The sequence below is a fragment of the Pseudomonas kielensis genome, from assembly GCF_030505375.1.
GTDB lineage: Bacteria > Pseudomonadota > Gammaproteobacteria > Pseudomonadales > Pseudomonadaceae > Aquipseudomonas > Aquipseudomonas kielensis.
Genome location: NZ_CP130043.1, coordinates 5093903 through 5116337, shown reverse-complemented (window position 1 = coordinate 5116337; position 22435 = coordinate 5093903). Strand labels below are relative to the sequence as shown.

Annotated in this window: 17 protein-coding genes and 1 pseudogene; all 18 read left to right on the top strand. The window is 61.7% G+C overall.

Going from position 1 to position 22435, the window contains the following annotated elements; translation table 11 throughout:
• Position 1: 1 nt before the first annotated feature.
• The gene (gene vgrG / locus Q1W70_RS23820; protein ID WP_302098147.1) at positions 2–3985 is read left to right on the top strand and encodes a type VI secretion system tip protein VgrG; all 3984 of its coding nucleotides are present in this window, start codon (positions 2–4) and stop codon (positions 3983–3985) included.
• A complete protein-coding gene (locus Q1W70_RS23815; RefSeq protein WP_302098145.1) occupies positions 3982–4620 on the top strand; it encodes a DUF2931 family protein in 639 nt (212 codons plus the stop codon). The genes vgrG and Q1W70_RS23815 overlap by 4 nt, the downstream gene beginning before the upstream one ends.
• Positions 4607–5269 carry a DUF2931 family protein gene (locus tag Q1W70_RS23810; protein ID WP_302098143.1) on the top strand — a complete coding sequence of 221 codons (663 nt, stop codon included), beginning with the start codon at positions 4607–4609 and terminating at the stop codon, positions 5267–5269. The genes Q1W70_RS23815 and Q1W70_RS23810 overlap by 14 nt, the downstream gene beginning before the upstream one ends.
• Positions 5256–5918, top strand: coding sequence for a DUF2931 family protein (locus Q1W70_RS23805; protein WP_302098141.1), 663 nt, complete (start codon positions 5256–5258; stop codon positions 5916–5918). The genes Q1W70_RS23810 and Q1W70_RS23805 overlap by 14 nt, the downstream gene beginning before the upstream one ends.
• A gap of 73 nt (positions 5919–5991) precedes the next feature.
• Positions 5992–6969 (top strand): hypothetical protein, encoded by a 978-nt coding sequence (locus Q1W70_RS23800; protein ID WP_185817983.1) that lies wholly within the window; start codon positions 5992–5994, stop codon positions 6967–6969.
• A 19-nt stretch (positions 6970–6988) separates the two neighbouring features.
• Complete coding sequence (locus tag Q1W70_RS23795; protein ID WP_166590955.1) at positions 6989–7537, top strand: hypothetical protein; 549 nt, start codon at positions 6989–6991, stop codon at positions 7535–7537.
• Between the two features lie 28 nt (positions 7538–7565).
• Positions 7566–7829, top strand: coding sequence for a PAAR domain-containing protein (locus tag Q1W70_RS23790; RefSeq protein ID WP_166590956.1), 264 nt, complete (start codon positions 7566–7568; stop codon positions 7827–7829).
• Between the two features lie 2 nt (positions 7830–7831).
• On the top strand, positions 7832–9073 hold the full coding sequence (locus tag Q1W70_RS23785; protein ID WP_166590957.1) for a KPHS_23130 family T6SS system protein: 1242 nt from the start codon (positions 7832–7834) through the stop codon (positions 9071–9073).
• Positions 9074–12388, top strand: a complete 3315-nt coding sequence (locus tag Q1W70_RS23780; protein WP_302098138.1) for an ImcF-related family protein — start codon at positions 9074–9076, stop codon at positions 12386–12388. It abuts the gene before it with no gap.
• Positions 12385–13971: a type VI secretion system protein TssA gene (tssA, locus tag Q1W70_RS23775; protein ID WP_166590959.1), complete on the top strand. Its 1587-nt coding sequence runs from the start codon at positions 12385–12387 to the stop codon at positions 13969–13971. The genes Q1W70_RS23780 and tssA overlap by 4 nt, the downstream gene beginning before the upstream one ends.
• A 30-nt stretch (positions 13972–14001) precedes the next feature.
• Positions 14002–15763: pseudogene (tssF, locus tag Q1W70_RS23770) on the top strand (type VI secretion system baseplate subunit TssF).
• Positions 15727–16824, top strand: coding sequence for a type VI secretion system baseplate subunit TssG (gene tssG / locus Q1W70_RS23765; RefSeq protein ID WP_265537744.1), 1098 nt, complete (start codon positions 15727–15729; stop codon positions 16822–16824). The pseudogene tssF and the gene tssG overlap by 37 nt, the downstream one beginning before the upstream one ends.
• Positions 16805–17341 (top strand): type VI secretion system lipoprotein TssJ, encoded by a 537-nt coding sequence (gene tssJ, locus Q1W70_RS23760; protein WP_265537745.1) that lies wholly within the window; start codon positions 16805–16807, stop codon positions 17339–17341. The genes tssG and tssJ overlap by 20 nt, the downstream gene beginning before the upstream one ends.
• A 3-nt stretch (positions 17342–17344) precedes the next feature.
• Positions 17345–17776: a type VI secretion system baseplate subunit TssE gene (gene tssE, locus Q1W70_RS23755; protein ID WP_265537746.1), complete on the top strand. Its 432-nt coding sequence runs from the start codon at positions 17345–17347 to the stop codon at positions 17774–17776.
• Between the two features lie 24 nt (positions 17777–17800).
• The gene (locus Q1W70_RS23750; RefSeq protein WP_185817980.1) at positions 17801–18976 is read left to right on the top strand and encodes an OmpA family protein; all 1176 of its coding nucleotides are present in this window, start codon (positions 17801–17803) and stop codon (positions 18974–18976) included.
• 465 nt (positions 18977–19441) lie between these two features.
• Positions 19442–20422 carry a quinone oxidoreductase family protein gene (locus tag Q1W70_RS23745; protein WP_166590965.1) on the top strand — a complete coding sequence of 327 codons (981 nt, stop codon included), beginning with the start codon at positions 19442–19444 and terminating at the stop codon, positions 20420–20422.
• Positions 20423–20436: 14 nt separating this feature from the next.
• Entirely contained in the window at positions 20437–21285 is an 849-nt protein-coding gene (locus Q1W70_RS23740) for a TauD/TfdA dioxygenase family protein (RefSeq protein WP_166590966.1), read from the top strand.
• Between the two features lie 85 nt (positions 21286–21370).
• Positions 21371–22423, top strand: coding sequence for a beta-keto acid cleavage family enzyme (locus Q1W70_RS23735; protein ID WP_166590967.1), 1053 nt, complete (start codon positions 21371–21373; stop codon positions 22421–22423).
• Positions 22424–22435: the final 12 nt, after the last annotated feature.

The window sequence follows — 22435 nt, the reverse complement described above, 5'->3', positions numbered from 1 at the left end:
CATGCCCACCCAAATGACCAGATTTTTCGACCACAGCCGGCACAAGCTACAGGTCGAGGGGGGCGAGGCGCCGCTTGACGTGCTCGCTTTCGAAGGCGAAGAGCAACTCAGCCAGCCGTTCAGCTACCGCATTGAATTCACCAGCAGTGCCGCTGAAATCGAGGCCGCGCAGATGCTCGGCCAGCGTGCGCAGTTGAGCCTGTACGCCTTGGCGTCGAACGTGCCGGTGTTCAGCTTCAGCGCCCCCGACGTGGTCCTGCCCCTGCGTGCTTTGCGCGGTGTGGTCACAGCTTTTCGACGCCTGTCCGGCTCGGCGGATGAAGCACGCTATGAGCTGACCCTGCAACCGCGCCTGGCGTTGCTGGCGCGGGGCAAACAGTTTCGTATCTACCAGCACCAATCAGTGCCGCAGATCGTCGAGAGCATCCTGCGCAGCCGCCACGGCTTCGAAGGCCAGGACTTCTTTTTCGACCTGCTGCGCGAGTACCCCAAGCGCGAGCAGGTCATGCAGTTCGGTGAAAGCGACCTGGCCTTTATCTCGCGGCTGCTGGCCGAGGTCGGGATCTGGTACCGCGTTACCAACGACGAACGCCTGGGCATCGACGTGCTGGAGCTGCATGACGCCCAGCGTCACTATCAGTTCGACGTCGAACTGCCCTATCGACCAACCTCCGGCCTGAGCAGCAGCGCCCAGGACGCCGTCTGGCAACTGGAGACTCGCCACCAGGTGGTGGAGCAACACGTTCACTTTCGCGCCTACGACCCACGCCAGGCCAACGCCTGGCTCAAGGGCGACGTGGACCAGAGCCGCGGGGCGAGCAGCACCTACGGCGAGGCCTATCTGTACGCCGAACCGTATACCCAGTTGGGCGACGCCCTCGACCAGGACGAAGAGCTGCAAAGCGAAAGCGGCTTTTTCTACGCCCGCCTGCGCCACGAGCGTTACCTCAACGACCAGACGCAACTCAGCGGCATCAGCAGCAGCGCGACCCTGGCCCCGGGCCAGGTCCTGAACATTTCCGGCGGTGCACCCAAGGCCTTTGCCCCGGGTGCGCTGATCACTCACCTGAGCCTGCATGCCGCCCGCGACCGCAGCCTGGAGGTCAGTTTCCAGGCCATTCCCTACTCGGACAGCGTGTGTTTCCGCCCGCCGGTGCCGAGCAAACCGCAGATCGCCGGCACCGTCCCTGCGCGGGTCACCAGCAACCGGGCCAACGACCCCTACGGCCACATCGACCTCGAAGGGCGCTACAAGGTCAACCTGCTGTTCGACCGCGACAGCTGGAAGGCCGGCGAAGAAAGCCTGTGGCTACGCCTGGCCCGCCCGTACGCCGGCGACACCCACGGCCTGCACCTGCCGCTGATCGCCGGCACCGAAGTGGCCATCGCCTTCGAACAAGGCGACCCGGACCGGCCCTACATCGCCCACGCCCTGCACGACAGCCAGCACCCCGACCCCGTGACCCTGCACAACTACAAACGCAACGTGCTGCGCACCCCGGCCAACAACAAATTGCGCATGGACGACAGCCGTGGCGAGGAGCACATCAAGCTCAGCACCGAACACAGCGGCAAGAGCCAGTTGAGCCTGGGGCATATCGTTGACGCCCAGCGTCAACCGCGGGGCCAGGGCGTGGAGTTGCGCACCGATGGGCACGGAGCTATTCGAGCCGGCAGCGGCCTTTTTATCAGTGCGGATGCACAGCCCAAAGCGCAGGGGCCGATGCTGGACATGAGCGCCGCGCTGGGCCAGTTGCAACAGGCAGGCGATCAACTGGAAAGGGTGTCGGCCGATGCCCAGACGGCCAATGCCGATCCGGCCGATGTGCAGGCGCAGTTGCAGTTGCTCAAGCAAGACCTGGAACAACTCAAGTCGTCCGTGTTGCTGCTCAGTGCACCACACGGGATAGCGCTCACGAGCGGAAAACATCTGCAATTGGCCGCGCAAAACAACTTGATGCTCAGCGCCGGCGCGCAAGCGGACATCAGTGTGGCCAAGCGTCTGTTCATGGGGGTGGGGCAGGGGTTGAGCCTGTTTGTGCGCAAACTGGGGATCAAGCTGATCGCCAACCAGGGCCCGGTGAGTGTCCAGGCACAGAACGACAGGTTGCAGCTGATGGCCCGCCATGGCCTGGAGATCACCAGTACCGAGGATGAAATCCGCATCACGGCGAAGAAAAAAATCACCCTCAATGCCGGTGGCAGCTACATCACCCTGGATGCCAACGCTATCGAAACTGCGACGGCAGGCGACGTGCGTATCAAGGCGCCGCACTTGGAGTACTTTCCCGGCAAGGTTTCGCAGGCAGCACGGCTCGGGGCACTGCCAGTGCCCATCGATCCGCCGCTGGCATTCAACCAGCAGTTCCGGATATTCGCCGATGACGCCGAGCAGGCCCTGGCCAATATGCCTTACACGATCACCGCAGCCGGCGGCAAAGTCTGGAAAGGCAGCACCGACAGCCAAGGCTTTACCCAGCGAGTATTTACCGCCAACCCTGAAGAGCTTTCGCTGAGCTATGGCCTGGAAGAAGAGGAGGAAGAGGAAGAACTCGACGGCATCACCCTGCGCCTGGGCCTGTTCTTTGATGGCACCGGCAACAACCAGGCTAATGCCGCCGCTACCGAACAATGCCGGCGCGAGGATCTGCAGTTGTTCGACCGCGACGAACTGGCAAGCATCGTCCAGCAGTGTGAGCAGTATGGATTTGATGGGTTCGATGGAGATGGATTCGACCGGGGGCCGGATGACAGTTTTGGGAATGCACCGAGTAATGTGGCGCATTTGTACAGGTTGTATCCCGACCATTCCACCGAAGGGCTCCCTCCGGGGGATGGGATTGGCTATGTTCCGGTTTACCTGGACGGCATCGGTACCCGCAGTGGTGGAAACGACTCGCTCTTCGGCCAGGGCACGGGGCGAGGGGGAACTGGGGTAGTGGCGCGGGTGGAGCAAGCACCAGAGGCTATCATAGGTCAACTTCGTGACTTTACGGGTGCCAACCCCGGGACGTCAATTCGCCGTATCGAGTTCGACATCTTTGGCTTCAGTCGTGGCGCCGCCGCTGCGCGGCATTGCGCCAACGAGCTGCTCAAACCGGGCCGTGGACTGTTCAGCGAATTGCTGCAGGCTGGTCGCTTCGGCCTGCAGGCCAGCTTCGACCCCGCGGTGGATGTCAGCCTTAACCTGATCGGCCTGTTCGACACCGTCGCCGCCATCGTCGGCCTGGACCTCAGTCCGGCCAACGATCACAACCCGGGGGTCAACCTGTACCTGCCACCTGGTTGTGCGCGCCAGGTCATCCAGTTGCAGGCCCGGGACGAGTGTCGGCACAACTTTGCGCTCAACAGCGTATTGCACGGCCATCAACAAATCAGCCTGCCCGGGGTGCATTCGGACATTGGCGGTGGTTACCTGCCGCGTGGCCGCGAGCGCCTGTGGTTGACCCAGCCGCGGCGTATCAGCCTACCGGCCCACCGCCCTATTACGAGCCATCCATTGTGGGCGCAAGCCCATGCCCAGGTGCAGGCGCTGCGTGCCAGTGGCCTGGCTGGGGAGGGCCAACTGACGATCAAGAGTTGGCCGCTCTCCCGTGCGCCGAGCGGCAAGCTGGAGCCCCTTGAGCAGGAGCACCTGCTGACGATTGAGCTGGAGCGCCCGATGCGCGGCGAGTTGGCGCTGGTAGCGCTGCGGGTCATGCGTGAATTGGGCGTGCGTCATGGGGTGCCGTTCAAAGAACTTGAAGCACGATCTGACTTGGCGATACCGGTCGACTTGCAACCGATTGCCGCACACATCCTGGATCAGGCTCTGGCAGGTCAGGAGGTCTGTCTCGATCCTGCCCAGGAACGCTTGTTACGGGGTCGCTACATCCACCAGTCCGCGCACTGGATTCCGAAGAGGGGAATGTTGATCAACAAACCAGCGGCCGACAACACACGCAATATCTACTCCAACCAACCGCAGAAGGGTTACCCGCAGTGACGCGCCCGCTCTTGCTGGCTGCGCTGTTGTTCAGCCTGTGCGCCTGCGCGAGCGGGCCGAGGCCGCCCGCACCTCCCAAGCTGCCTTACAACAGTTGGTATGTCGGTCTCGCCGCGCCGCGTTTTATGGAGGTATGGGTCGAGACCGTGGATGTACTCGATCAACGGGGAGGGGCCTTTTTTAATGTGCATGGAGGGGTGGCTGGCTATACCCGCAAACCGGAAGGTTGGCACAAGGGTGGGGGAAAAATGATGCCGATAAGCAATGTCGACTTGCCGGAGCGGCTGTTCCTGCGCTGGCAATCGCTGGTGGAGCCGCAAGCCTACAAGATCCGCATCCCGATTCCGCAATGGGTGCGCGACGAGATGGTCAAGCCGGAGCGGGTGTTTTGCGAAGCCGACCAAGAAGACGTAACGCTGTATCGCAACAGAATAACTCTGGGTATGGCCCCCGGTGGCATCGTAAAGGTCTGGGTGGGAGCGGGCTGCCTGGGCTTCAAGGAAGTCGGGCGTTTTCAGGCGGAGATCGAGCCGCTGGGTCCGTACCGGGGCAAGAGCAACGGCCAGTACATTCCCATAGAGCCTGAGAACAAAGCCTATATCGACCAACACGGAATCCCCTATGGCACTTGGTAAGTTGACTCCACTCAAGCGCCAGACCGTGCTGGTTGCCCTGCTGTTCAGCCTGTGCGCCTGCGCCAGCGGGCCTAAGTCGCCCGCACCTCCCAAGCTGCCCTACAGCAGTTGGTACGTCGGTCTCGCCGCACCGCGCTTTATGGAAGTCTGGGTCGAGACCGTAGATGTGTTGGATCAGCGTGGCTTGGCGTTTTTTCATGTGTCTGGAGGCGTCGCAAGTTATACCCGCAAACCAGAAGGGTGGCACAAGGGTGGAGGGTCGATGATGCCCGTGAGCAACGTCGACCTGCCGGAGCGGATTTTCCTGCGCTGGCAATCGCTGGTGGAGCCGCAAGCCTACAAGATCCGCATCCCGATTCCGCAATGGGTGCGCGACGAGATGGTCAAGCCGGAGCGGGTGTTTTGCGAAGCCGACCAAGAAGACGTAACGCTGTATCGCAACAGAATAACTCTGGGTATGGCCCCCGGTGGCATCGTAAAGGTCTGGGTGGGAGCGGGCTGCCTGGGCTTCAAGGAAGTCGGGCGTTTTCAGGCGGAGATCGAGCCGCTGGGTCCGTACCGGGGCAAGAGCAACGGCCAGTACATTCCCATAGAGCCTGAGAACAAAGCCTATATCGACCAACACGGAATCCCCTATGGCACTTGGTAAGTTGACTCCACTCAAGCGCCTGACCATGCTGGCTTCGTTGATGTTCAGCCTGTGCGCCTGCGCCAGCGGGCCTAAGTCGCCCGCACCTCCCAAGCTGCCCTACAGCAGTTGGTACGTCGGTCTCGCCGCACCGCGCTTTATGGAGGTCTGGGTCGAGACCGTGGATGTGTTGGATCAACGTGGCTTGGCGTTCTTTCGTGTACATGGGGGGGTAGCCGGCTACACCCGCAAGCCCGAGGGTTGGCATAAGGGTGGGGGAAAAATGAAACCGATAAACAACGTCGACCTGCCGGAGCGGCTGTTCCTGCGCTGGCAATCGCTGGTGGAGCCGCAAGCCTACAAGATCCGCATCCCGATCCCGCAGTGGGTGCGCGATGAGATGGTCAGGCCGGAGCGGACGTTTTGCCAGGGTTCCAAAAAGTGGAAGGATGACTATCGAGACTCCATCACCTTAGGCATGGCCCCCGGCGGCATCGTCAAGGTTTGGGTGGGCGGGGCGTGCCTAGGCTTCAAGGAGGTCGGGCGTTTTCAGGCGGAGATTGAGCCGCTTGGGCCTCATCGCAATGGCAACGGTATTTACTACCGAGCACCGAAACCCGAAGCCCAAGCCTATATCGACCAGTACGGTATCCCCTATGGCACTTGGTGAACATCGGGTTCGATTATTTCAGTGCACTTTCCTTTAAATCAGTCGTTATATGTGCGAATAGAGGAGTAACGCCATGCAAACGGTCAGGCATGCGGGAAGTACCAGTAGCGCAGGGGATGCGGTGACCAAGGTGGTTTCTGCGGACAATGCCTTGAGGTGGGTTTCACCGGTTGAAAATGCCGAGTTCAAAATAACTGAGGATGGTGAGTTTCCGGAAATAGTCTTCGAGTTTCACGCGCAGGCAGTTGCCGACTGTACGTGGTCCTGGGTTATAGAGTGGGATGCAAAAGTCAGTGGCTTGAGGGAGCGGGCGCGCCAAGGGAATGCCCTACAGACATTCAAGGCATCAGGCTCATTTAATAACCGCAATAATGTGTGGGTCGCCGATTTATCCGGAAGCGTTCTAGGTGGAACGTTAACGGTGACTGTGGCGCTTGGCCAAAGGACACTCAGTCGGTCGGTGGTTATAAAAGGCGCAAACCCGAGTAAAGACAGCGTTGCGAATTACATAGCAGATCTCGAGGATATGAGTGGGTTTGAGAAGTTGCTGGAGCAGGAGACGGGCAGCAAACACTTCATCGAGTTGGATAGCGAACCCATTGTTGCCTTTGATAAAGGTTATGGCATCACCCAAATGACCAATCCAGCCCCGTCCTTTGAACAGGTTTGGAGTTGGAAGGCCAATATTCTGGCAGGCTCCTCCATATACAAGGATAAAGTGCGCGCCGCTAAACAATACCTTGGACAGGCAAGCCGGACGTACACCGATGAGCAGCTCAGGCATGAGGTGTTCAGCCGCTGGAATGGCGGTTCCTACCATGAGTGGGACGCTGCTGCCAGCTCCTGGGTCAGGAAGAAAAATACCCTCTGCGACAGCAATACCGGAAATATTGGCTGGTCAATGGATAAAGAAAAAAACAAAGGCAAAACCGAAAGCGAACTGCGGGAGCGAGATAAGGATACGTACAAGAAAGGCACAAAGGGCCAGTCTGCCGACCACCCGTGGGAATATAAGGGGGTGTGTTATGCGGATCATGTACTTGCAGAGTAGTTTCAGGTGCTTTTTGTTGATGTTGATGTTGATATTCGGCTGGGGGAGTACAGCTAACGCGCTGGATATTTCGCCGTTATCGTTTTCAGGCAACACCGACAGAACTGTCTACATCGATGCCGCGGATGGCGACGTGTATCGCCTGAGGCTCTACTCCGACGTGTCGGGCATTGTGTATGACAAGAAAAAACACAAGATCAATGGCGATGTTTATTTGCCTCTGTTTCAAGTCTCGGACTCTAACCCCGGCAAGCCTACGGCTTATTGCGGCGTCGGTCGTGAAGTTTGGTTGTATGTCTATAAGGTTCAAGGGGGCACCCTGAGCCCGATAACGCGGGTCCTTGTAAGCAGTTGCTTGCGCTCGATCTCATTGACCAGTCAGAACACCGGCGAACAGGCGCAAGACTTGGATTTTTCTTCAGTGCAATGGCATGAAACAGGCTTTTCCATTCAATGGTTTGCCAGGATCGATACGGCGGGAAAGTTATTGAGCTCAACAAACTATGTAGTGCACGACGGTGTGTTCTCGGCGCAGGACGTATTGGCTATTGAACATCCGGCGGATTGATCGACGCGGACTTTATAAGGAATAAGTAATGAAAGGCATCATTCGCACAGGTGATAAAACCACGGGAGGGGGCAGAGTCCTGTCGGGCTCTAGCGCCATGCAATTTGCAGGTCTTGCTGTCGCTCGCCAGGGTGATCCCGTGGAGTGCCCCGTGCCAGGTCATGGTCGGACGATAATTGCCGAAGGACATGGGACGTTTCGCGAGAATGGAGTGCCGTTAGCGTTTGATGGGCACCGCTGTGCGTGTGGGTGCGTGTTGATCACCTCGTTGCCCGCCGCGAGTGCAAATTAGTCATGCCGGTGCGACTGGATCAAATCCCAGGCAGGGCGCCACGACCAGCCCCCCCTCGGGTGTGGTTGTGGCTGGTGCTGCTGCCTCTGCTGCTGGTGGCCGCTATCGGCGTGGCGTGGGCGTGGGACATTGCGGCATGGCGCGAGAGGCCCTTGAACTACTGGGCGCAAGCGTCGGGCTTGGCGCTTTTGCTCTGGAGTCTGCTGAGCTTCGTCCGAGGCTTGGTGCATTTGGGGCAGCAACGGGCTGCGGACGGATGGGATCAAGCCCGAGAGGAAGATTCACTGCGCAAGACACGACGTGGTCGACGGTCTCAGCAAGTCCTGGGGGTGAGTGTGCACACCGGCCTGCGCGAAGCAGGGCAATCACCGGCAGCGCAACTGCACGCGTTCCTGAGTGGGGCCCAGGCGTTACAGAGTCAAGCTCCGCGCCAAGGTGGTGACCCTGTACGCCATAGCTACCTGCCATACGATCCCCATGAACCCCCTGAGCAGGTGCTGTTGCAGGTGCTCAACCAGGTACTCGCCGATCTGGCGCAAGCGTTGGTCCATCTGGCTGACGATACGCCGGTGGCATTGTTACTGGAGATCGATAGTGGTTTGCCGGAGTCTGTGCTGCGACGGGTATGGCGCCACGCGTGGAGTGAATCCGGTATCCGTCAGTCAGCGTCGCCGCTCGACAGTAGCGGCCTGGCAGCGCTGGACCATTGGCTTGATCAGCGCATTGCGGATCGGGGGTTGTTGATGGTGGTGGCGGTACAGTTTTCGCCGCAACCGCTTGAAGGTACGGCGGACGCCGCCGTTGGGGTGTTACTGGGCAACCGACTGACGCAAAACACCTTGCCTGCACTTGCCTACCTTCATCGACCGGAACTCGCACGCGAGCCTACCGCCGAGGCATTGCTGCCTGCAGTAAAGCAGGCTCTGAATTGGGTTTCGCTGGACGCCAAGGCAATCCAATACGTCTGGCGGGCGGGGATTGCCAGCGCACTGGATGCGGCAATTAACACGGTACTGGCACAAGTGTCCATGCCCGCAAACGCCCCTCAAGGGCTTTGTAACCTCGATACATTGCTGGGGCATCCGGGCGTAGCGTCACCTTGGCTAGCAATCGCTGCCGCTACGCAAAACCTAGAATTCGGCGCCGGGCCTCAATTCATTTTCAGCGCTGACAACTGCGGTCAAACGGGGCCGTGGGGCATGGTCTTGGCGCCCGTGTCACCGCTTCTGACAAAGGAATCTTGAATGCTGTCTCCACACACCGTAGGGATTGGGGTGCTTGTTGGCTTAGTGCTGGTGGCGGGTGGGCTCATCACCTGGCGTTTCCCTGAGTGGCTAGCAATTACTCCTGGCAGCGACGGTCAAGGCATTGGGTTGTGGGTGGTATCGATCGTTGCGTTTGTCAGCGTAATGCTGTTGGTGGCTTACCCTCTGCTCGGGCGTTCACTGGGGCGCGCTGCCTACCACCGGCAAGACGCCGATGATCTGCCCGCCCCGGCGCAACCTGATGCATCGCCCACTCAGGAGATGCAAAGTGTCGCGACCCTGAAGCAATACCTGCGCACCCACTACGGCCCCTTCTGGCGTCACAACGTCCGCCTGCTGCTGGTGGTCGGTGAGCCGGCGCAGATTGATGCTATCGCTCCGGGCCTGAGCACCGACCGCTGGCAGCACGGGCAGGATCTGGTGTTGCTGCTGGGTGGCAGTGTGCTGGATGCATCCGAGGACTTTTTTTGGCGCGACTTGAGTAGCCGCTGGCGTGGGCTGGACGGGGTGGTCTGGGCACTCACTGCCGAGCAAAGCGCCGATGCGGTGGCGATGGAGCAGGGCGCACTGGGCTTGCGCCGGCTCGCTCGGGAATTGGGCTGGCATCTGCCGCTGGCGATGTGGCAGGTGTGTCACAGCGCCTGGTCACAGCAAGGTCGCAACGTTCAAGCGGTGGGCTGTGAACTGCCCGCGGGTTGCACCGTGCAGGTGCTGGAAAAGCGTCTGCAGCAGTGGCTGGAGCCATTGCGCCGACAAGGCATTGCGCAGATGAACCAGGTGATGGGTCATGACTTTTTGTACCGCCTGTCCCGGGATCTGCAGGACGAGGGCATCCGCCGCTGGTCCCAGGTGGCGGCCCCCTTGCTGGGGCGGTTGGCGCAGGGGGTGCCGTTGCGCGGCGTGTGGTTCAGCCTGGCACTGGCACCGCGTACGGACACCTCTCACCCGCACGTTTGGCTGGCAGACCCGGCCTGGCAGGGCGTACTGGCGGCGCCGTCGGTCAAACGCCGCCTGGGCTGGAGTGTCCCGCGAGTCGGTTACGCCCTGGCCCTTGTCCTGGCGCTGTTGTGGGGGGCGGGGATGCTGCTGTCGTTTGCCACTAACCGTGCCCATATCGCCCAGGTGCAAGGCGTGCTGTTGGCCCTCGAACAGGCGCCGGCCGGTGATGGACAACGGCTGGCGTTCAACGCGCTGGTGACTGAACTGGACCGCCTGGATTACCGCGCCGCGCAAGGCGCCCCCTGGTATCAGCGTTTTGGTCTGAACCAGAACCCTGCATTGCTCGCGCTGTTGTGGCCACGTTATGTCCAGGTCAATAAGCGACTGTTGCTTGACCCCGCGCTAGCCTCTTTACAGCGCGAGCTCAGCGCGCTGGTCAAACTGCCGGCGGACAGCCCTGAACGCGCGCGGCGTGCTCCGGGGGCCTACACGCAGCTCAAGGCCTACCTGATGCTGGCGCGTCCCGACAAGGCTGACGCGAGGTTTCTCGCCGATACCCTGGGTGGCGCCGAGGAGGGACTGGCCCCCGGTTGGTGGCAGTTCTACGGCAAGCACCTGGCAGCGTACCCGCAGTGGCGCAGCGAGGCCGACCCAACGCTGGTGGCCCAAGTGCGCCAGGTGCTGCTCGGCCAGCTAGGGCAGCGCAACGCCGAAGCCAGTCTGTACCAGCAGGTGCTCGACGCGGCCGCCAACCACTACCCGGCACTGAGCCTGGGGCAGATGGTGGGTGTCACCGATGCCAGCGCGTTGTTCAGTAATCCGGCCGAGGTGCCTGGGGTCTTTACCCGGCAGGCCTGGGAGGGCCAGGTGCGGCAAGCGATCGATACCATCGCCGAGGCGCGCCGCGAGGAGATCGACTGGGTACTCAGCGACCAACCGGCTGCACTCGCCACGCACTTGAGCCCGCAGTTGCTGCGCGAGCGTCTCACCGCACGTTACTTCGAGGACTATGGCAGCGCCTGGCTGGACTTTCTCAATCGCCTGCGCTGGCAGCCAGCCAATAGCCTGGCGGATGTCATCGACCAATTGAGCCTGATGAGCGATACGCGCCAGTCGCCGCTGATTGCCTTGATGAACACCCTGGCTTACCAGGGCCAGGCAGGCACTCGTCACCAGGCCCTCGGCGACTCCTTGCTGCAGTCGGCGCAAAAGCTGGTGGGCCAGGACAAAGTGGCGCTGATCGACCAGCAGTTGCAGGAACCGCAGAGCCCGCTGGATGCCACGTTTGGCCCGTTGCTGGCGCTGCTCGGCAAGGACCCGCAAAGCAGGAATGACAGCCTCAGCCTGCAAGCTTTTCTCTCCCGCGTGACGCGGGTGCGCCTGAAACTGCAGCAAGTGAGCCATGCGCCGGATCCGCAGGAGATGACCCAGGCCCTGGCGCAGAGCGTGTTCCAGGGCAAGAGCGTCGACCTCACGGATACCCAGTCCTACGGCAGCCTGTTGGCCGCCAGCCTCGGAGCGGAATGGGCGGGCATCGGTCAGACGCTCTTCGTGCAGCCGCTGGAGCAGGCCTGGCAGCGGGTCTTGCAACCCTCGGCCGCGAGTCTCAATCGTCAGTGGCAGCGCTCGATCGGCAGTCATTGGCACAGCGCGTTCGCCGGCCGCTACCCGTTTGCCGCCACGCGTAGCGATGCTTCGCTGCCGATGTTGGGACAGATGATTCGCGCCGATTCCGGACGCATCGAACAGTTTCTGCAGCATCAGTTGGGTGGCGTGCTGCGCAAGGAAGGCAATCGCTGGGTGGCCGATTCGCGGCACAGCCAGGGCCTGCGTTTCAACCCGAAGTTTCTCGCGGCGATCAACCAGCTCAGTCACCTGGCCGATGTGCTCTATACCGACGGTGGCATGGGCCTGGGGTTCGAGCTGCAGGGCAAAGCGGTACGCGACGTGGTGCAGACCACCTTCATCCTCAATGGCGAGCGTCATCAGTACTTTAATCAGCGGGAGAACTGGCAGCGGTTCAACTGGCCTGGGCGCAGCGATCACCCGGGGGCGAGCCTGAGCTGGACCAGCATCAGTAGCGGCGAACGGCTGTTCGGTGACTACCCGGGCACCTGGGGCCTGATCCGACTGCTGGAGCAGGCCCAGGTCACGCCCCTGGATGACGGCGACAGCCGCTACCGCGTGGTGCTCAAGGCCGCAGATGGCCTGGGCCTGACCTGGCACCTGCGCACCGAACTGGGTGCTGGGCCGATGGCGTTGCTGCAGTTACGCGACTTCAGGTTGCCGTCGCGGATATTTCTTGAGGAGGGCGTAGAGCCCGAACCTTATGCACTGAACGGAAGTAATGAATGAGCCTGCAGACATTGATCGCCCGCTGCCTGGGGCAGCGCGATGCCACGGCCCTGGCCCGTTCCCAGGCCGAGCGCTGGGCAACCTGGTTGCTTCCCATCAGCGGCGAGTCGCCCGTAGGCCAGGACCCGGGCTATGACGATGACTTTCAGCACATGCGCGAAGAGGTCAACAAGTTGTCCGGTGCGGACCTGGAGCGAGTCGTGCAATGGGCGCAGAAGCTTCTCAAACACAATTGCAAAGACCTGCGCGTGGCCACCTACTACCTGTGGGCCCGCTTGCACAAAGACGGCGAGGCAGGGCTGGCCGATGGCCTCAATCTGCTGGCTGCGCTGGTCGATCGATACGCCGACCAGGTGCTGCCCGCCCGGCCCAACAGTCGCAAGGCTGCCTTGGAATGGCTGGCCGCCAGCAAGGTGCTGGACAGTCTCTCGCTGCACCCGGAGGTGGTCAAAAGTGAAGCCGAGCGTACGGTGGCGGCGCTGGTGTGGCTGGAGCAGGGCCTGGCGAACTGGCCAGAAAACCAGCGTCCGGAGCTGGGGCCACTGCACCGCGCGTTGTCCGTGCGGCTAGCGCAGTCTGGTGGTGTCGACGCATTGGTTCCGCAGCATAGCGCCGGTCACGAGGCGGGTGGACACAGAGCGGCGCCGCCGATTGCACCAATCAAGTCTGGACGCGATTTGCTCGACGCTGGCCGCGCCTTGGCCGCTTATCTGCGCGAACAGCCCCTGGGTTGGTTGGCGGCCCATCACCTGATGAAGAGCCTGCGTTGGGACACCGTGCATCAGGTCCCGCCGCAGGGCGCCAACGGCTTTACGCGCCTGGCACCACCGCGTAGCGACTGTCGGGCGCAACTCAAACGCCTGTATGTGCAACAGAACTGGAGTGAGTTGCTGGAGCAGACCGAGCGCATTTTTGCCGAGGGCGTCAACCACTTCTGGCTGGACCTGCAGTGGTACCTGTACCAGGCCCTGAGCAAACTGCCGCCACCTCAGGACAGCTGGGCCGCGATTGCCCGGCGTGACCTGGGCATGTTTCTCGAACGCCTGCCCGGACTGGAGCTGTTGTGCTGGAGTGACGGCAGCCCCTTGGCCGACGAGACCACCCGCGAGTGGATCACCCGGGACGTCAGTGGTAATCAGCCGCAGCAATGGCTGCCGGCACCGCTGGTCGCGACGACCACCGTCGATGCCGAGGTCCTGTCCCTGGAAGCCGAGGCGCTGGCCCAGGCCGACAGCGATGGCGTGGAATCGGCGCTGGCCTGGCTGGCGGCGCGCCCAGGGGTGCATAGCGGGCGCCAGCGCTGGCAGTTGCGGTTATTGATGGCGCGGGTCGCCGAGCAATACGGCAAGAACGATCTGGCCCTGCACCTGCTGAGTGAGCTGGATGCCTGCGCGCAACGCCAGGTCCTGGCGCAGTGGGAACCGGAATTGGAGTTCGAGGTCAAGGCCCGCCTGCTCAAACTCTTGCGTCTCAAAGCCCAGCGCCAGGACTCAGACAAACCGGCACTGGCCCAGCGCATGGAGGCCCTGCTGGCAGCGCTGGTGAGCATTGACCCGGTGCGTGCCGCCGTGCTCTGCACTTAACCCTCATTGACCAGGATGTTTGCTCAACACATGGAAAATCTGACATTGCGTTACTTCGACGCCGAGATGCGCTACTTGCGCGAAGCGGGCAAGGAGTTCGCGCAGGCCTTCCCGGACCGGGCGGCCCAACTCAACCTCGACAAACCAGGGGCACAAGACCCTTACGTGGAACGACTGTTCGAGGGTTTTGCTTTCCTTATGGGGCGGCTCAGGGAAAAGCTCGACGATGACCTGCCGGAGTTGACGGAGGGACTGGTCAGCCTGCTGTGGCCGCATTACCTGCGCACGATTCCCTCGTTGTCGGTCGTCGAGACTGCTCCCGGAGTATGCACAGATGAAGGGCAGCGAAGTGCTCGCCAAGGGGTTTGGCGTGCTGTCGCAACCCATCGGGCCACAGCGTACCCGCTGCAGCTACACCACCACCGAAGACCTGACGCTGCAGCCATTGGCCCTGCAATCCCTGCGTCTGGCGTACGAACCGGACGGACGTTCGGTGCTGCGCCTGGGTTTTGCCTGTGGTGCCTTGGCGGACTGGAGCCAGGTCGACCTCAGTCGCTTGCCGCTGTACCTCAATGCCGACGCGCCGCTGGCCAGCGCGCTGCACCAGGCACTGACCCTGAACGCTCAGGCGCTGTATGTGCGTTGGCCCGGCGCAGAACGCGAGGCATTGGACGGGCACTTCGCGGCCAAGGGCTTCGCCGACGAGGATCGCTTGTGGCCCAAGGGCGACAGCGCCTTCAGCGGTTATCAGTTGCTGCTGGAATATTTCACCTTTCGCGAGAAGTTCATGTTCGTCACGCTCTGTGGTCTCGAGCACGTGCACGTTCCTCCCGGTACCAGTGGCTTCGAACTCGAGGTGGTACTGCGTGAAGCCTGGCCGCAGGCGTTTGCCCTGAGCGCCGAACACCTGCGCTTGCATGCGGTGCCGGTGATCAACCTGTTTGCGCTGGAAGCCGATCCGCTGAATCTGGCGCCCTTGCAAACCGATTACCTGCTGCGGCCAATGCGATTGCAGGACGGTCACACCGAGATTTACTCAGTGGATCGGGTCTCGTCCACCCGGCAGGGTGCCCGCCACGACTACGTACCTTTCAGCAGCTTTCGGCACAAGGGTGGCATGCTGCGTGACGAAGCCCCGGAGCGCTATTTCCATACGCGCTTGAAACGCGGCGCCAACGGCCGGCATGACACCTGGCTGATTCTTGGCGGCGAAGGTTTCGACGCCGATCAACTGGAAAATCGCGAGAGCTTGTCATTGCGCCTGACCGGCACCCACGGGCAGTTGCCGCGCAAGGCCTTGCAAAGTACCTCCCTCGATACCCTGGTGCAATCGACCCAAGTCGGTCTGCGGGTGCGCAATCTGTGTGCGCCGACCATGCCGTGCTACCCGCCGAACCGTGATCGTTTTCATTGGCGCGTGCTCAGTCACCTGGGCTCCAATTTCCTACCCATGCTCGACAGCGCCGAAGTGCTGCGCGGCACTCTGGCGCTGTACGACTGGACGGGAAGTGAGCTGAATCGGCGGCGTCTGGCGGCCATCATCGAAGTCCGCCACCACCTGATCCAGCGTTTCGAAAAAGGCTTCCTGCTGCGTGGGGTGGATATCGAAGTCACCCTGGATGCCAATGGTTTTTGCGGTGAGGGCGACATCAGCCTGTTCGGCGAAATGCTGCACCGATTTTTTGCCGTGTATGCCGATATTCATTTGTTCAACCAGCTCACGCTGATCCTGCAACCTACTGGAAAGTGCCTGCGATGGAACGAGAACCACAGTCAGCGTATTCCCGGCTGAAAGCCTCCGGTCTGCTGGAAGCATTGCGGGGGCAGGTAGCCGAGGCCAATTTGTACCGCTTCTGTCAGTTGCTGGAGCAAGCACTGCCCAATCACCCGCCGCTGGGCAGCACCACACGGCCGGCGGATGACCCGGTGCGCTTTCGCCCGGACCCTGGCATGGGATTCCCCGCCAGTGAGCTCAAGGCCATCGAACCTTGCGCGACCGATCCTAATGGCCCGGCGACGGTCCGCACCCGCCTACTGGGCCTGTACGGTGTCGACTCGCCAATGCCGACGAGTTTTCTCGACGACATTGCCCAGCGACGGGAGGGGCATGAGGCGCTGGAAGCCTTCCTCGACATCTTCAACCACCGGATCTTTACCCAGTTCTACCGCATCTGGCGCAAGTACTCCTACCCAGCGACGTTCGAAAGCGGCGGCAGCGATGCCACTTCGCAATGCCTGCTGGGCCTGATCGGGTTAGGGATTCCCGGTACCGCGCAACAGATCGCCACCCCCATTTCACGCTTCCTGGCGCTGCTCAGTGTCATGCGGCTGCCAACCCGCAACGCTGAAGGCGTAGTCGCCCTGGTCAAACTGCTGGCACCCGATACCCAGGCCCGCGTGACGCCGCATTGGCCGCAGAAAGTGCCGTTGGTCCAGCCGGCCAGTCTATGTGCAGGCCGTCCGGTGTGTCTGTCCCAGGGCACGCCACTGGGGCGTGCCGGGCAAGACGTCAATAGCCAGATGCACCTGGCGCTGTTTACCGACGATGCAGTCCAGGCCCGGGGCTGGTTGCCGGGCGGCCGCTTGCACAGCGACCTGTTGGTGTTGCTGCGGGTCTACCTGGGTTGGCGGTGCACCGCACGCCTGCAGTTGTCGTTACCGGTGCGCAGCCTGCCACCGCCACTACTTGGCAGCGCCGAAGTGCTGCTGGGCAAGACCGCCATGCTGGGGCTGGGCAGTTCGGCCAAGGCCGCTGCGCAGCACGCGAGCATCACGATCAACTTGGGTCGATATCAAGGCCTGCACATCAACCCCAAACTCAGAGAGGCACAGCATGTCGCGTACCCTGTTTAATGCATTGATGCTGGTGGCGCTGGGTGCGTCGCTGAGCGGTTGCGCAATGACCCAGGCGATATCGGATACCAGCAGCGCCACCGCGCGGGCAATTTTCTACAAACAAGTGAAAACCCTGCACCTGGACTTCACTGCTCGCGCGTCGATCAACACCGCAGCGGATGAAATGAATGCGCTGGCAACATCAACCCTGGTGCGCGTCTACCAATTGCGCAGCCGTGATGCGCTGGACCGCACGACCTACGCCGCGCTGGTTGACGAGGGGACCCGCGCGCTGCAGGCCGACCTGCTGCATGAACAGGCTCTGGTGGTAAAGCCCGGGGAGGGCGCGCAATTGAGCGTGGCGCTGGATAAAGACGCGCAATTTATCGCAGTGGCCGCGCTATTTCGCGAGCCGGATACACAGGCCGCGACCTGGCGCCTGGTCCTGAGGCGTGACGATCTGGATCCGGACCGAGCCCGGGTCATCGAACTGGCGGACAACCGGCTGAGCCTGCGTCCGCTGGCGAAGGACTGAGGCATGGCTAACCCACCTTCGCTCTACGAAATACTCCTGCAGAACTTCGATGGCGAGCTGGATCTGCAGCGCGTCAACGAAGAGGACCAAGCGATCCTGTCGGTACTCGACAACCTGCAACGCATCCTCAACAGCCGCGCCGGCACTCTGGACCATCTGCCGGACTACGGTCTGCCGGACATGGGGCTGATCCTGCAGGGGCTGCCGGCCACCGCGCAGGAACTGATACGGACCACGGCCGCTACGCTGCTCAAGTACGAACCTCGCCTGGCCGCGTTGAACATTGAACTGTTGCCGCAGGTGTTACCCGGCCATCTGGACTATGCCCTTGACCTGCAACTCAAGGGCGGCGCGCGGGTCGCCTTCGGCACCACCCTGGCCCCCGAAGGCAAGGTGCTGGTGCGCCACTTGAAGCGCCAGCAGTCACTGGTGTGATACCTCCAACCATAAGGACCTCCGATGACCGGGTTGTTTGAAATGCATGTGCGCGTGGGCAACGATCCGCGCGGTTTTGCCGAGTTCCTGGTGCTGCGCGATGAACTGGCCAAGCTCAGCCATCCGGCGCGCCCCGATGTGGACTGGGCGCTGGTCGAGCAGTTGTGCCTGACGCTATTTCAAAAGAACGGCGCGGAACTGCAAACCGTCGCCGCCTTTGCCTTGGCCCGAAGCCATCGCCATGGCCTGGAAGGCATGGGACAAGGCCTTGAACTGGTAGCGACGCTGTCAGAGCAGTGGCTGAACCTGTGGCCGCCAATGGCGGCGGCCCGCCTGGATATTCTCGCCTGGCTGTTCAGTCAGTTGCCGCCATTGCTGCGCAGTCTGGTACTCGATACCCGAGACTTGCCTGCACTGGTTGATTTGGATGGGCAACTGGCGCGCCTCGTGCAACGCCTGGAACACCAGGTGTCGGCGCCTCTGGTGACCTTGCAGACACTGCGTCAGCAGGTGCATAACCTGATGCAGCGCCTGCAACGCAACGTATTGCCCGACCCGACGCCGTACGGGATCTGGATGCCCCAGGCGGAACCGGAGCGACGCTTGCCAGTGGTGATCCTGAGCCAGCCACCGGCACTACCGAGCCGGGAACCCCGCCGTACTCGACGCACGCCTTGGCTACTGGCACTGGTCGCCACGCTCCTCCTGGCGTGCGGGTTGGCCTGGAACAGTGGCTGGCGCCTGGCGGCTGACAGTGAAGGCCGATATTACTGGGTCAACAACAGCCATCAGGCACAACCCAGGCTAGAACCATTGCGTCTGCAAGGCTTGTTCGATGCCGGTAGCGCTGAGCTCAAGCCTGAAGCGAGCAACTCACTGCTAAAGGCCCTGGAGGTGTTCAAACCTCGGCCTGACTGGCTGATCGTGATCATCGGGCACAGTGACGCCACGGGCAGTGCCGAGCACAACCTGCAATTGTCACAAGCCCGGGCATCGGCCGTGCGTAGCTGGATGCAACGTTTGGGCGACATCCCGGACAGTTGCCTGGCGGTTCAGGGGTATGGGGCGAACCATCCACTTGCCAGTGACCGGACCGAGGCTGGACGGGCCGCCAACCGCCGTGTGGAGATTCGCCTGCTACCTGCGTCGGGAGCCTGCGCAGCAGCCTCTGTCGAGACCGGCGATTCTCACACCTCCTGACGTTGTCTACGGCGCAGTACAGCGAGGCTGCCGGGTTTTACCGGCGAAAATAGATTTAAGATGCGATAACGCTCAATTATTCCATCTTATAAACAGCGATTTAGGTAGCTGTGTATTGAATGAATCTGGTACGTAAATACATGGTACGTACCACGTTAATAAAACCCTCTGAAAATGCCCTCGGCGCAGCGCCGCAACCACCCGCCAGGCTGTAGACCGCGAAGCCTCGGAGCAGGAGTGGCAGATGATCAGTGCCGACTTTGCCGAAGGCACCCGCGCCATGCTGGAGTGACGAGTGCCGGTGTTTATCGGTGCGTAGAGATTTGCCTGATCAGGCGCGCTCGGTTGTCACGAAATGAAAAGCCATTGTCGTCTGATGAGAAGCGGTGCCGCAGGCTGAGTCCTACAGTCCAATCAGCACAATTCGATGCCGCACGCCAATCTTGCAATGGAGAATAAGAAAACATGGCCAGAGCCGTCCGCTTTTACGAAACCGGTGGTCCCGAAGTCCTTCGCTATGAAGAGGTCGAAGTCGGCGAACCCGGTCCCGGCCAGGTTCGTCTTCGTCATGTGGCGGTCGGCCTGAACTATGCCGACACCTACTTTCGCAACGGCACCTACCCGATCCCGATGCCCAATGGTATGGGCGTGGAAGCTTCCGGGGTGGTCCAGGCTATTGGTGAAGGCGTCACCAACGTCCAGGTTGGCGATCGTGTCACCTACACCGGCTTTCTCAACACCCTGGGGGCCTACAGCACCGAGCGCCTGATCCCGGCCGCGCCGCTGATCAAGCTGCCGGAAACCATCAGCTTCGAAACCGCAGCCGCGATGACCATGCGTGGCCTGACGGCGTCGTACCTGATGCGCCGCATCTACGATTTCAAACCCGGTGACAGCATTCTGCTGCACGCCGCCGCCGGTGGCGTGGGCCTGATCGTTTCGCAATGGGCCAAGCTGCTGGGCCTGACCGTGATCGGTACGGTGTCGACCGAGGCCAAGGCCGAAGTCGCCCGCGCTCACGGTTGCGACCACGTGATCAACTACAGCCACGAAGACGTTGCCCTGCGGGTGCGTGAATTGACCGATGGGGTAGGGGTCAACGTGGTGTTCGACAGCGTTGGCAAAAACACATTCATGGGCTCCCTCGATTCCCTCAAGCGCCGTGGCCTCCTGGTGTGCGTCGGTACCGCTTCGGGGCCGATCCCGCCATTCGACCCAGTGCTGCTGGCGATCAAGGGCTCGTTGTTCATGACCCGTCCGGCGCTGGCGGACTACATCTCGGACCCGGCAGAGAAGGCCGCCCTGGCCGGTGAGCTGTTCGACCTGGTCGGCAGCGGCAAGATCAAGATCGAGATCAACCAGCACTACGCCTTGCAGGACGCCGTCCAGGCCCATCGGGACCTGGAGTCACGCAAGACCACGGGCTCGTCGATTTTCGTCATCTAAGGGGGCCGCCTGCCATGAGAGTCGAACAATTGACCTGCAACATCGGCGCGGAACTGATCGGCGTGAACCTCGCCGATGCGGTCCACGACGACGGTCTTTTTGCCGAGATTCGTGCCCAGTTGCTCAAGCATCGGGTGGTGTTCCTGCGCAATCAGGACATCAGCCGCGCCGAGCACGTGGCCTTCGCCCGCCGTTTCGGCGAGCTGGAGGACCACCCGGTGGCCGGCAGCGACCCGGACCACCCGGGCCTGGTGCGCATCTACAAGAATCCCGACCAGCCGATGGACCGTTACGAAAATGCCTGGCACACCGACGCCACCTGGCGTGAAGCCCCTCCCATGGGGTGCGTGTTGCGCTGCGTGGAGTGCCCGCCGGTGGGGGGCGACACCATGTGGGCGAACATGGTGGAGGCCTACGCGCGGCTGCCAGAAGACGTGAAGCTGAAGATTGCCGGGCTGCGTGCACGCCACAGTATCGAAGCGAGTTTCGGTGCCGCCATGCCCATCGAAAAACGCCTGGCGCTCAAGGCTATGTACCCCGATGCCGAGCACCCGGTCGTACGGACCCATCCGGAAACCTTGGAAAAGGTGCTGTTCGTCAACGCCTTTACCACCCACTTCAGCAACTACCACACCCCGGATCGGGTGCGTTTCGGCCAGGACGCCAACCCGGGAGCCAGCGAACTGCTGCGTTACCTGATCAGCCAGGCCCATATCCCCGAGTTCCAGGTGCGCTGGCGCTGGCAGCCCAACAGCATCGCGATCTGGGACAACCGCAGCACCCAGCATTACGCCGTCATGGACTACCCACCGTGCCATCGCAAGATGGAGCGGGCCGGGATCATCGGCGACAAGACTTACTGAAACACCGCAACGGCATTCGCACTCGTACAAGCGCTGCCCGGCACGATCCCGGGTGCGCGAACAACCATAATAAAAGGAGTAACTCATGCAATTTTTTGACGATTCCCTGCACCCGGAAACCATGGAGAAGGTGGTCATCACCGTGGCCCCTTACGGCCCGGAGTGGATGCCCGAAGACTTCCCGGAAGACATCCCCCTGACCATGGATGAACAGGTGCAGAAAGCGGTCGATTGCTATGAGGCAGGTGCCACGGTCCTGCACATGCATGTGCGTGAACTGGACGGCAAGGGTTCCAAGCGCCTGTCCAAGTTCAACGAACTGATTGCCGGCGTACGGGAAGCCGTGCCGGACATGATCATCCAGGTCGGCGGCTCGATTTCCTTCGCCCCGGAAAGCGATGGCGAGGCGGCCAAGTGGCTGTCGGACGACACCCGGCACATGCTGGCTGAACTGACGCCCAAGCCCGACCAGGTCACGGTGGCGATCAACACCACCCAGATGAACATTATGGAACTGCTGTATCCGGAGTACCTGGAGGGCACTTCCCTGGCCAACCCGGGCATCCAGGCCGCGTACAGCGAAATGACCGTACCGGCCGGCCCGGCCTGGGTTGCCGAACACTTGCGCCGCCTGACCGCCGCCGGTGTGCAGCCGCACTTCCAGCTGACCGGCATGCACGCCCTGGAATCCCTGGAGCGCCTGGTGCGCAGGGGTATCTACATGGGGCCGTTGAACCTGACCTGGATCGGCATCGGCGGCGGCTTTGACGGCCCGAATCCATTCAACTTCTTCAACTTCATCCACCGCGCGCCGGACGGTTGCACCCTGACTTCCGAATCGCTACTCAAGAACGTCATGCCGTTCAACACCATGTCGATGGCGATGGGGCTGCACCCGCGCGTGGGCAATGAAGACACTATCATTGATCACAAGGGTGATCGTTTCAGCTCGGTTGCGCAGATTCAGCAGACCGTGCGCATCGCTCATGAGCTGGGGCGCGAGATCGCCAGCGGCAAAGAGGCCCGCGAGATCTACCGCATCGGTGTGCAGTACCAGAGTATTGAAGAAACCCTGTTGGCCAATGGCATGGCCCCCAACCGCAAGGTGGGCGAGAAAGGTGTGCCGCAACGCGGCTGATCGTTGACGCGG